This is a genomic window from Aeromonas rivuli (genome assembly GCF_000820045.1).
Lineage (GTDB): Bacteria > Pseudomonadota > Gammaproteobacteria > Enterobacterales > Aeromonadaceae > Aeromonas > Aeromonas rivuli.
Map to the genome: position 1 here is coordinate 1 of NZ_CDBJ01000053.1, position 12,000 is coordinate 12,000.

10 protein-coding genes and 1 other RNA gene are annotated in these 12,000 nt (G+C 62.2%); 1 reads left to right on the forward strand and 10 read right to left on the reverse strand.

Annotated features, from left to right (window positions below; all coding sequences use genetic code 11):
• Positions 1-106: 106 nt before the first annotated feature.
• Positions 107-790 carry an NAD(P)H-dependent oxidoreductase gene (locus BN1130_RS11195; protein ID WP_084218191.1) on the reverse strand — a complete coding sequence of 228 codons (684 nt, stop codon included), beginning with the start codon at positions 788-790 and terminating at the stop codon, positions 107-109.
• A 247-nt stretch (positions 791-1,037) separates the two neighbouring features.
• Here BN1130_RS11195 and BN1130_RS11200 point away from each other — a divergent pair, with 247 nt between their 5' ends.
• Complete coding sequence (locus BN1130_RS11200; RefSeq protein ID WP_033131994.1) at positions 1,038-1,934, forward strand: LysR family transcriptional regulator; 897 nt, start codon at positions 1,038-1,040, stop codon at positions 1,932-1,934.
• A 473-nt stretch (positions 1,935-2,407) separates the two neighbouring features.
• Here the strand turns inward: BN1130_RS11200 and ffs are convergent.
• From ffs to BN1130_RS11245, 9 genes are all read right to left on the reverse strand, one after another.
• An RNA gene (ffs, locus tag BN1130_RS21690) (signal recognition particle sRNA small type) lies at positions 2,408-2,504 on the reverse strand.
• Between the two features lie 109 nt (positions 2,505-2,613).
• Entirely contained in the window at positions 2,614-3,402 is a 789-nt protein-coding gene (locus BN1130_RS11210) for a sulfite exporter TauE/SafE family protein (protein WP_042042107.1), read from the reverse strand.
• 106 nt (positions 3,403-3,508) lie between these two features.
• Entirely contained in the window at positions 3,509-4,945 is a 1,437-nt protein-coding gene (gene arcD / locus BN1130_RS11215; RefSeq protein ID WP_042042108.1) for an arginine-ornithine antiporter, read from the reverse strand.
• A 408-nt stretch (positions 4,946-5,353) separates the two neighbouring features.
• Positions 5,354-6,112, reverse strand: coding sequence for an SDR family oxidoreductase (locus BN1130_RS11220; RefSeq protein WP_042042109.1), 759 nt, complete (start codon positions 6,110-6,112; stop codon positions 5,354-5,356).
• Positions 6,113-6,173: 61 nt separating this feature from the next.
• Complete coding sequence (gene mmsB, locus BN1130_RS11225) at positions 6,174-7,079, reverse strand: 3-hydroxyisobutyrate dehydrogenase (protein ID WP_042042110.1); 906 nt, start codon at positions 7,077-7,079, stop codon at positions 6,174-6,176.
• Complete coding sequence (locus BN1130_RS11230) at positions 7,076-8,212, reverse strand: enoyl-CoA hydratase/isomerase family protein (RefSeq protein ID WP_042042111.1); 1,137 nt, start codon at positions 8,210-8,212, stop codon at positions 7,076-7,078. Before BN1130_RS11230 ends, mmsB begins: the two co-directional genes overlap by 4 nt.
• 47 nt (positions 8,213-8,259) lie before the next feature.
• A complete protein-coding gene (locus BN1130_RS11235; protein ID WP_042042112.1) occupies positions 8,260-9,087 on the reverse strand; it encodes an enoyl-CoA hydratase in 828 nt (275 codons plus the stop codon).
• 40 nt (positions 9,088-9,127) lie between these two features.
• Positions 9,128-10,285, reverse strand: coding sequence for an acyl-CoA dehydrogenase family protein (locus BN1130_RS11240; protein WP_042042113.1), 1,158 nt, complete (start codon positions 10,283-10,285; stop codon positions 9,128-9,130).
• Positions 10,286-10,301: 16 nt separating this feature from the next.
• On the reverse strand, positions 10,302-11,813 hold the full coding sequence (locus BN1130_RS11245) for a CoA-acylating methylmalonate-semialdehyde dehydrogenase (protein WP_042042114.1): 1,512 nt from the start codon (positions 11,811-11,813) through the stop codon (positions 10,302-10,304).
• Between the last annotated feature and the right edge of the window lie 187 nt (positions 11,814-12,000).

Sequence of the window (12,000 nt, forward strand, 5' to 3'; positions counted from 1 at the left end):
TGGCGGGTTGGCGGGTTGGCCAGTATTGTGGTCACTGGTGGCGACAGCTCATCGCACATCACAGGCCAAGGCAGAAGGTGAACGCCCAGCGACTGAGCGGTCACCGTCACCTCGTTGCCGACCAGCGTCCGACGTCGTCAAGGGGATGTGAGTGCCTCGTCCATCTTGCTCTCCACCTGAGGCGGGGGCTCGCCACGGGATCAAAGATGGCATCCAGATGGCCACGCAATTCTTCAATAGCGCCTGCAACATCCGGCTGCTTCATCACATCGAAGCACGAGAAGGAGGGCAACACCTCTACGCCACAGAACTTGTAGTTGGCCGTGTTGCTGACGAAGACGTCATCCACCGTTTTGCCCTCGAACAACATCTGCCCAGCATCGCCAAATGCCGCCCTCGGTGCATTCCAGGTCAGCGACAGCATGTACTGCTCGCCATGCATCTTGCCGCCAGAGCCATATTGCTTGCGCGGATCCTCGCGCGTCCTGCCATCACCCGACAGAAAACACTGCTGGAACATGCCCGCGGTAAATACCTCATCGACATACTTCTTGTAGATCCACGGCATGCCGAACCAGAAGACCGGCGATTGCAGGATGATGATGTCTGCCCACAGATGCTTGTCGACCTCGCCCTGAACGTCGTAGCCCTGCTCTATGTATGTCTCCTTCACCGCATAGCCGCGCGCTGCCATCTCTTGCTTGATGACGCCTGCCAGGGTGCTGTTCAGTTTGCCGCCGGAGATGCCTTCAAAAAACTGATGTGCGTTGATGATCAATACGTTTTTCATCGTCTTCTTTTCCTCAATAATCAATGGTCTGATGAGCCTTCTCACTTGCCTGTTGGTTTCGGCGTCGTGGGGTCCATCACACTGACCAGGGCGTCACGACACCTGAGGGAAAGAGGCCCGAGGGCATGGCAATCTTGCGGATTGGTTTTCATGGGTGCCTCCTTCACGGTGAAGGCAACTATAGGCGCCGCATTAGCGCAGAAAAATAGCTTAATCCTGCACACCATATGAAGTTATGCTTCAAGATATGAAACTCAATCAACTCGACGGCCTGATGGCCTTTTGGAAAGTCGCGGAGCATCGCGGCTTCACTGCCGCGTCTGCCGAACTGGAGGTATCGCCTTCGGCGCTGAGCCAGGCGATCAGGCAGCTGGAAGCGCGTCTCGGCGTACGCCTGCTCAATCGCACGACCCGCAGCGTGAGCCTGACGGAGGCTGGGGAGGACTATCTTGCCCGCATCGGCCCGGCACTCGGTCAGGTCATTGTGGCGGGTGAAGAGCTGAACGTCCTGCAAGGTGGGCCCACCGGCACATTACGCATCAATGCCGCACGCATTTCGACCTCAATGGTGTTGCAACCGCTGTTGGCAGGTTTCCTTCGTGAGCATCCGAACGTGAAACTTGAACTGACGAATGACGAAGGCTTCGTCGACATCGTCGAGCGGGGTTTCGATGCGGGCATTCGCATGGGAGAAGATCTGCACAAGGACATGGTCGCCCTTCCCCTTGGCGGCCCCATCACAGTCGCCATCGTCGCCTCCCCTGATTATCTCGCGCGCTTCCCCGCGCCCAGCCATCCGGACGACCTCGTGCAGCACAACTGCATCCGCTTCCGCTTCGCCGGAACAGGCGCGATCCACAAATGGGAGTTCAAGGTGAATGAGGAAATCGTCGAGTACGAGGTCAAGGGCAACCTGACCATTACGGACACCCTGTTCAGTACGGAGGCGGCACTGGAAGGCGTCGGGATCGCCTACACCTTTGAGCAGCTGGCCCTGCCACACATCAAGGCAAAGCGTCTGACGCGAGTCCTTGCACCGTTCTCGCCGACCTTTCCAGGCTTCTCTCTGTACTACCCCAGCCGGCATGATCAACCGTCCAAGTTGAAGGCATTCATCGAGTACGCGCGGCGGGCTGTCATCTGAGCAAGCCTGCTTTCAGCTGTTGCTGAAGGTGCTCAACAGCGCTCGTTCGCCCTTGTTGCTCCTGCATAGTCGCTTGGGCCGGGATACACATGTCACCGAACCGGCAGATACCAGAGAGGATCGGCCGCTTGCTCACAACAATCCAAACGCTCCCATCATAGGGGACGAAGGCTGGAACCATGGCAGAGATGATTGCTGGGTTTTACGCGAGCACGCGCACAGACAAATAACTGGGCGAGTTTGTTATGAGCTGCCAGCCTATCCCGTGTGCCGAGCGGTTTATGGATGTCCGTCGGCAACGACAGCAGGCGTGCCGATCTTCCGAGAGTCGCAAATGTCTTAGGGACTGATGTATCGGGAACTGAGCCAGAAACGCATTGCAGATGCGATCAGTCATCCACACAAAGTGGATTACCAAGAGGTCTGAAGGGGAATTGGAAGGTAACTTATTGAATTGCAGAAACAGGTGGTGGCCCCACCAGCCACATCCCGGCACTCGAGTCCCCCACCTTGGCTGCTTCCTTCCGGATCTGACCAGGTCGACGGGTTATCAATGCGAGAGGACCAATGGGACCACCGGCGCTGAGTCTACCAAAGCAGAGGGTCATTGCAACGGCTTTCTGCCCTGCCAGGGTGCGTTTGCCTGCTTTTTCGGCAACCCGCACAAAGAGTCGGCAATCTAGCTAAAAATCATGAATTTGGCGCCGACGCACAGCAGCAGCAGGGCAAATCCCATACGCAGTCGCTGGGGAGACAAACGGTGAGCCAGACGGGCGCCGAGTCGGGCGAACTGGGTACTGGTCAACACTATGCCTAACCAGGCAGGCAGATAGATGTAGCCCAGGCTCCACTCGGGTAACTGGCTATGACCCCAACCGGTATAGAGGTAACTCAGGCTGCCCGCCAGGGCGATAGGGATGCTGCCCGCCACCGAGACGGCCACCGCCTGCTTCATGGGCACGCTGTTCCAGGTGAGGTAGGGCACGGTCAAGGAGCCACCGCCGATACCGAACATGGCGGAGAGCCAGCCGATACAGGTCCCCGCGATCCCGGTGCCAAGGGGGCCGGGCAGATGGCGTTCTGCCTTGGGTTTCAGGTTCAGCCCCATCTGCAGGGCCATGATCCAAGCGAAACAACCGATGATGATGTTGAGGGTTGTGGCGCTGAGCAGATTCACCGTCAGGCCGCCCAGCCAGGCACCGACCATCATGCCCCCCGCCAGGCGACGAATGAGAGACCAGTCCACCACGCCCTTGGCATAGTGCACCCGCAGCGAGCTGAGTCCGGTGAAGATCATGGTGAGCATGGAGGTACCAAGGGCCAGGTGGGTCACTATTTCGGGGGCTATGCCCTGGGCATGAAAACTGACCACCAGCACGGGTACGATGATGAGACCGCCCCCTATGCCGAACAATCCACCCAACACACCTGCGAAGGCCCCCAGCAACAGATAACCCAGAAACAGCATCTTGCATCCTTATCAGAAGCCCTTGGCACGAGTCTGCTGACCCTGCTGGCTCGATCATCATCGGCAAAAAAGAGGTGGCCCATGGGCCACCTCGCTATTGTGCCGATTAACTCAGGGGAATGGTACCGTCCATCACCTTGTAAAACGCCAGCACCGCGAAGCCGAGCAGGGCCACCGTCATCCCCTGCTCCAGTCGGTTGAGACCACGCAGGCCGTGATGTTGGCGCGCCTTCCAGTAGATGAAGATGCCGGGGCTATAGAGCAGGGCCACCAGCAGCAGGTACTCCACCCCGGCGGCATAGACCAGCCAGCAGCCATAGAGGGTCGCCACCAGGGCCAACAACAGATCCCGCTTGCGCTGATATGGCTGCCCTTCATAGGTCTGGCCACTCAGGGCTAGTTTGAGGCCATAGGCCCCCGAGAAGACATAAGGCACCAGGGCCGCCGCCGTGGTGATGTTGACCAGCGCCAGATAGGTGCTGTTCTGGAAGTAGATGATGATGAGGAAGGCCTGCACCAGGCAGGTGGAGCACCAGAGGGAGACGCTGGGAGATCCCCGCTTGTTCTCTCGGGCAAACCAGGCCGGGAACACCCCCGTCTTGCCGGCGATGAAAGGCACCTCGGCGGCCAGCACTGTCCAGCTGAGCAGGGCCCCCATCACCGAGATGACCAGGCCGATATTGATGAGCCAGGCCCCCCAGGGCCCGACCACGGCCTCCAGTATCATGGCGGTGGAGGGATTCTTCAGGGCCGCCAACTCAGGCTGGCTCATGACCCCCAGGGAAAAGAGCGTCACCATCACGTAGAGCGTCAGGGCGCCGAGCAGGGCCAGCACAGTGGCGCGGCCCACGTCCTTGCGCTGGCGGGCCCGGGCCGAGACCACCACGGCCCCCTCGATACCGATGAAGACCCAGAGGGTCACCTTCATGGTGGATTTCACCTGATCCATCACGGACCCCAGCTCACCATTGCCCTGGCCCCAGAAGTCCAGGGTGAAGGTGTCCAGATTGAAGGCGAGCAGCACCGCGACGCAGAACACGATGAGGGGCACCATCTTGGCGATGGTGGTCACTATGTTGACCAGGGCCGCCACCTGCACCCCGCGCAGCACCAGCGCATGCACCGACCAGATGAGCAGGGACGCCAGCAGGATGGCGGTGGGGGTATTGCCATTGCCGAAGATGACATTGTCCGGGGTATCGAAGAAGTAGCTCAGGGCGCTGAACACCACGACGGCGTAGGAGACGTTGGCCAGCAGCTGGCAGATCCAGTAGCCCCAGGCGGCATTGAAGCCGATAAAATCGCCAAATCCGGCCTTGGCATAACTGAAGATGCCGCCATCGAGATCCGGGCGGCGCAGGGAGAGGCTCTGATAGACCAGGGCCAGGCAGATCATGCCAAGTCCGGTGATGGTCCAGCCCAGGGCCACGGCCCCGGCGCTGGCATGGGCGGCGATATTTTGCGGCAAACTGAACACACCGGCTCCGATCATGGAGCCAATCACCAGTGAGATGAGGGCACCCAGCCCGAGTTTCTTGTCCATCTCTATCCTGTTGCTTGTCTTGGCGGCGGTTGAGAATCCCTGCTCAATTCGACTCGCATCATGATGGAGCGACTGTCCCTGCCCCCTGAAAAAGGCGGCAACTATATTGCATGACTATACGGCTCGCAATCCTTCGCCATATCAATCGTTGGCCGCCTTGACCGGGCGCAATTTTACAGAAGTCACGGGCACGGCCTGTGAGCTGGCTCAAACTCTGCCGGATTGTCGCCACTTTCAGGGAATACCATGATCTGACCCCGGATCCTGGTGCCTTGCATAAGCACGCAAGCCAGGGTCGTCATGGTGCATCTGGGGGAAGAGCCGTGCCTCGCTCGCTGTGCGGGCCACAAAGCAGGCCACAAGGCGGGGCCTTCGCCCCGCTCTCACTGGTTTGATGATGCTGCCCCGCTACAAGCGCAGGCCACCATCGAGATCTATCATGCGCCCGGACAGGTAATCATTGCCGAGGATGAAGCGCACCGTATCGGCGAGCTGGTGCGCCTCCCCCAGGCAGGCCGCCGGAATGGCTTGCAGCATGCGTTCCATCGCCTCGGGCTTCATCGCCGCCGTCATCTCGGTGGCGAAGACCCCGGGAGCGATGCCCATCACCCGGATGCCATGGCGCGACAGCTCCCGCGCCCAGGTGACCACCAGGGCGGCGACCCCCGCCTTGCTGGCGGCATAGTTGCTCTGCCCCATGTTGCCGACCCTGGCAATGGAGGAGATGTTGATGATGACGCCCCCCTGACCATGGCGCGCCATCAGGGCGGCCCCCTCGCGGCCACACAGGAAGGTACCGGTCAGATTGACATCGATCACCGCCTGCCACTGGGCCAGGGAGAGTTTGTCGGTCAGCACCCCCTCTTTCATCTTGATGAGCAGACCATCGCGCAAGATCCCGGCGCAGTTGATAAGGCCAGCAAGGGGCCCCAGGTCATGGATGGCGGCGAAGCTTGCCTCCACCTCGGCCTCATCGGCCACGTTGCAGACATGGAGTGAACAGCGGCCACCCCGGCTCTGCAACTCGGCCTCGGTGATCTCCAGATCCGCTCGATTGACATCGATGAGTGCCAGGCTGGCCCCTTGTTCGGCCAGGGCCAGCGCAATGGCCCTGCCGAGGCCCCGTCCCGCCCCTGTCACGGCAATCAATTTATTATTCAGATCCATCAAGGCTCCTCGTTATCTCTGTGGAGGGGCCCAGTGCGGCCCGCTCCTTGGGGATGTCGTCTCAATCGGGTTCCCGATAGAGGTTGAGGATGCTGGAAAAATCGCGATCCCCCTCCCCTCGACTGGCGTGCAGATTGAACAAGTTACGCGCCAGCGCCCCCATGGGCACGGCGCTGTGGGCATGTTCGGCCAATCCCATGGCCAGTCCCAGATCCTTGACCATGAGCCGGGTCATGAAGCCGCCGCTGTAACCGCGGGATGCCGGGGCACTCTCCATCACCCCGGGCCAGGGGTTGTAGCGCTCCAGGCTCCAGTTATTGCCCGAGCTCTTGGCCATGATGCCGGAGAGCACGGCGGCATCCAGCCCCTCCTTGACCCCCAGTGCCAACGCCTCGGCGGTACCCGCCATGTGGATGGCAAGCAGCATGTTGTTGCACATCTTGGCGATTTGACCCGCGCCAAGGGGACCGGCATGAAACAGATTCTGCCCCATCAACCCAAGCACAGGGCGGGCGGATTCAAAATCCGCCACCTCGCCACCGACGATAAAGGTGAGGGTACCCGCCGCCGCCCCCACTACCCCGCCTGAAACGGGGGCATCGATGAAGCGATGGCCCAGCAAGCGGGCGGCGCCCCCCACGGCGCGGGCCGAGGCGACATCGATGGTGGAGCAGTCGATGATAAGGGTATTGGGGGCCAGGGCGGGGAGCAGGCCAGGATTGCCTCCCCCGTCACCGAGCCAGAGCCCCACCACGTGCTCCCCGGCAGGCAGCATGCTGATCACCAGCTCGCAGTCGGCTGCCGCCTCGGCGGCACTGGCGGCGCAGTGACAGCCCGCCTGCTTGGCCGCAATCAGATGATCGGGCAGCAGATCGAACACCTGTACCCGCAGCCCCCCCTTGGCCAGGTTGGCGGCCATGGGGCCGCCCATGTTGCCAAGGCCGATAAAACCTACCCCTGTCGTCATATGCTGCTGTCTCCATGAGTCGCTTGTCCCTTGAGCTCGCGCCAGAGGGGATTGCTCGCCCCCGCGCAGGCGGGCCAGCGATAGAATTCCGCGATAGCGGTCTGTTCGGCGTCTTGCCAGCGGGGCTGCTTGTCCTTGTCGATGAGCAGCGCCCTGACCCCTTCGATAAAGTCTCCCTTGAGGACGCAATTCACCGACAGGGTCAGCTCATTGGCGAAGGATCCCGCCAGTGATTGCTGACGCCCCTGCCAGTATTGGCGCCACAGCAAGGCGCGGCTCAAGGGGCTGCCGCTGCGACAACTGTCCCGCTGCTGTGCCAGCGACCCTGTCAGAGGGGCGTCGAATAGCCGATCGAGCACCCGCACCAGACTGCGGCCCAGCAAGAGGGATTCAATCTGTGCGAGATGAGGCAGCAGCAGCGGCTCGGGCAGGGGTGCTGCCGCCCCCAACGCCGCCAGCATCAACGCCAGGCTGTCATCGAGCTCCTCTGCCGGCTGCCGCCAGTCAAGCCGCAGCAATGCCTCGATCAGCTGAGGGCGAGCGGCTCTGCTCAGCGCCTCATCGGCCAGCCCCAGCCCCAGGGCGTCGGCACCATTGATACGGGCCCCGGTCAGGCCGAGCCAGAGCCCGACGCGGCCCGGCAACCGGCTCAAGAACCAGCTGGCCCCCACATCCGGATAGAGGCCTATGCTCACCTCCGGCATGGCCAGCAGGCTACACTCCGTCACCAGCCGAAAACGGGCCCCGGCAAACAGCCCCATGCCGCCCCCCATGCAGATGCCATCTGCGACGCAGATCAGCGGTTTGGGGTAGTGATGGATCAGCAGATCGAGCCGGTACTCCTGCTCGAAGAAAGCGCAGGCATAATCCGCCAGCTCAGGGTCTGTCATGCGCTGGCGCGCATGATAGAAGGCGCGAATATCCCCCCCGGCACAGAATGCCTTCTCCCCGGCCCCCTCCAACAGCACGCCACACACTGTGTCATCGTCTTGCCAATCAGCTAACTGCTGTGCCAAGGCCTGGATCATCGGCAGGCTCAAGGCATTGAGGGACGCCGGACTGTCCAGGGTCAGCACCCCCAACCGTTGGCCATCCCGGGTCGGCAGTAACGCGACCTTTACCCCATCACTCATCTCGTGCTCCTCACTCAAAGCGGCTGTGGTTGGCTTGCTTGCGGCCATCACTGCGTCTGTTTGCCTGGCTCGTGCTGGCCATGACCCTGGATGTCATCACTTCGACCGTAGTGCCAACGCGGCGCCCGCTTCTCCAGAAAGGCCGCCACCCCCTCTTGCTGGTTCGCATCCTGGAAAAGGTCGAGGAAGAGGGCGCGCTCCATGGGCAATGCTTCATCACGAGGACGGCGACGCCCCTCGTTGATGAGCCGTTTGCAGGCGCGCAGGGCGGCGGGACTTTGGCGCTCGGCATGGCTTGCCATCTGCCGGGCGGCCTCCCAGGCGCAACCCACCTTGACCACCTCTTCCACCAGGCCTATCTCGTAGGCCAGGGTGGCATCGACCTTCTCGGCACACAAAATGAGGCGTTTGGCCCAACCCGGCCCCACCAGTTCGGTCAGGCGCTGGGTGCCCCCGGCGCAGGGCAAGAGTCCCACCGACGCCTCAGGCAGCCCCATGATGGCCTGCTGCTCGGCGATGCGAATATCGCAGGCCAGCGCCACTTCCAGCCCGCCCCCCATGGCAAACCCCGTGATGGCGGCAATGCTGACCCCGTGAAAGCGAGCCAGGGCCTCGAACGCTTCGCCAAAGGCCTCGGCCACCTGTGCGGCATGCAGGCTGTCGCCGTCGGCAAACATCTTGAGATCGGCGCCGGCGCAGAAGAACCTGTCACCGGCCCCGCGGATAACCAGGGCCACTATCTCGGGTTTGCCGTCGAGCTCGGCCATCATCTGCACGAAGGCGCGCAGGCTGGCCAGGGTCCAGGTATTGGCCGGTGGGTTGTCCAGGGTGATGTAGGCCACGTGGCCATGGTATTCGAGCCGTATCCTTGTCATGGGATCATCCTTGTGTGCGGGCAACGTCATGGCATCGCCCCTATAGCAGATTCAGTGAGGGAGTGGCCAGCAGGCGACGAGCGATGATGAGTCGCATCACCTCGTTGGTTCCCTCCAGGATGCGATGGACCCGGGTATCGCGCAGATAGCGTTCGAGGGGATATTCGCGGATATAACCATAGCCGCCAAAGAGTTGCAGGGCCTCATCGCAGATCTGATAACCGATGTCGGTGGCGAAGCGCTTGGCCATGGCGCACCAGGCGCTCTTGTCCGGGCTGTTCTCGTCGAGCTTGGCCGCCGCCTGACGCACCAGCAGCCGGGCGGCTGCCAGCTCGGTCGCCATGTCGGCCAGACGAAACTGCACGCTCTGAAACTCGCCGATGGGACGGCCAAATTGCTGACGCTCGGCCACATAGGCCAGGGCATCATCCAGGGCCTGCTGGGCCGTGCCCAGGGAGCAGCTGGCGATGTTGATGCGACCGCCATCCAGGGCCTGCATGGCAAACTTGAACCCCTCCCCCTCTTCCCCCAGCCGATAGTTGGCGGGAATGCGCACCCGGTTAAAGGCCACTTCCCGGGTCGGCTGACTGTGCCAGCCCAGCTTCTCTTCGGCCTTGCCGTAGACGATGCCCTCGCTGTTTGCCGGCACCATGAAGGCGGAGATCCCCCCCGCCCCCTCACCGCCGGTGCGGGCCATCACCACCAGCACATCGGTGCTGCCCGCCCCGGAGATAAACACCTTGCTCCCCTCGATGAGGTAATCATCGCCGTCGCGCAGGGCGCGGCTCTTGAGGGCGGCGGCGTCCGAGCCCGCCCCAGGTTCGGTGAGGCAATAGGAGCCGAGCAACTCGCCACTGGCCAGACGTGGCACCCACTCCCCGGCAACCTCGGCGGGCAGCCAGCGCCCCAGCATCCAGCTCACCATGTTATGGATGGTGAGATAGGCGGTGGTAGAGGTGCAGCCCATGGCGAGGCGCTCGAAGATGAGGCTGGCGTCGAGCCGGGGCAGCCCCAGGCCGCCATATGGCTCCTGGGTATAGAGGCCGCAAAAGCCGAGCTCGGCCGCCTGTTTGATGGTCTGGATGGGAAACTCATGATCCCTGTCCCAGCGGGCGGCATTGGGCTTGAACGCCTCGTTGGCGAAGGCGGTGGCGGCATCGCAGTAGGCCTGCTGATCCTCGGTCAGATTGAAATTCATGGGCAAGAGTCCTCACTCAACGCAGGCTGATGGTCATGTTAGGGCCAGTGGGAATGTCTTCGTCAAACCAGCGCTCGGTCACCGTCTTGGTCTCGGTGTAGAAGCGCACCGCCTGTTTGCCGTAGGCGTGCAAGTCCCCATAGAAAGAGCCGCGCCAACCGGTGAAGGAGAAGAACGGCAGCGGCACCGGGATGGGCACATTGATGCCCACCTGGCCCACCGCCACCTCGTGGCGAAAGGTACGGGCCGCGGCGCCGCAACCGGTGAAGATGGAGGTGCCATTGCCATAGGGGTTGCGATTGATGAGGGCGAGCGCCTCAGCCAGGCTGTCGACCTCCATGCAGCAGAGCACAGGGCCGAAGATCTCCTCCCGATAGAGCCCCATCTGCGCCGTCACGCCGCGAAACAGTGTGGGGCCCACCCAGTTGCCGACCGGGTAACCCGCCACCTCGCACAGGGTGCCATCGAGCAGACACTCGGCCCCTTCCTGCTTGCCCGCTTCAATCAGATTCTCCACCCGCACCCTAGCCTCCGGGCTGATAAGAGGGCCATAGGCGGCTTGCGGATCGTCCCACACCCCGGGGCGCACGGCGGCGAATGCCTCGGCAAGTTCCGGGATCCAGTCGCGGGCACTGCCGACGAACACTGCCACGCTGATGGCCATGCAACGCTGACCGGCGGCGCCGACCCCGGCCCCCACCAGATTGCTCAGCACCAGCCCCTTGTTGGCATCGGGCATGATCACCATGTGATTCTTGGCGCCGACGAAGCACTGGGCGCGTTTGAGCTGTTCGGTCGCGGTGCGATAGACATGAGCCCCGACCCGGGCCGAGCCGACGAAGCTGACCGCCTTCACGTCCGGGTGGGTCAAGAGCGCATCCACCTGCTCGGCACCGCCGTGCACCACGCTGAGGATGCCCGCCGGGGCCCCCGCCTCGGTGAACAGCTCGGCCAGACGCATGGGGGTGAGCGGATCCTGTTCGGAGGGCTTGAGCACGAAGCCATTGCCGCAGGCGATGGCCAGGGGAAACATCCACAGCGGGATCATGGCCGGGAAGTTGAATGGGGTGATACCGACGCAGACCCCCAGCGGTTGCACCCAGGAGTGACCATCGACCCGCCGCGCCACATTGCCCATGGTCTCGCCCATGGTCTGGCTGGCGATGCCGCAGGCCTGTTCAACCACTTCGATACCGCGCCACACATCCCCCTTGGCATCGGCAAAGTTCTTGCCCGTCTCCTGAGCCAGCAGGGTGGCCAGCTCGTCATGATGGACTTTAAGCAGATGCTGATAGTTGAACATGACCCTGGCCCGCTCCGGCGCAGGCACATCCCGCCACAGCAGATAGGCTTGCTGGGCGCTGCGCACCGCCAGCTCAACCTCCTCTGCCGTGGCCCTGGGAGCACGGGCCAGCAGACTCTGATCCGCCGGATTGGTCACCTCTATCCACTGCTCCGTCGTCGAGGCATGGGGCCCGCCGTTGATGTAGAGCGGCAGATCCCCGTACAGGGTGGCATGGCTGGTCATGTTCTTAACTCCTTTGAGTCTGGTCAGACGACTGAGTTGCACAGGATTGAGCGGGCGGCAGCGCGGCCAGCTCCCCCACCACAAGGGATTTTACCTTAGACTAACAATTGATTTACGTTTACGCTAACGTAAACTAACTCTGGAGATGGACTGACCAGTCAGGACGACAGCAAGGTGCCCATTATTG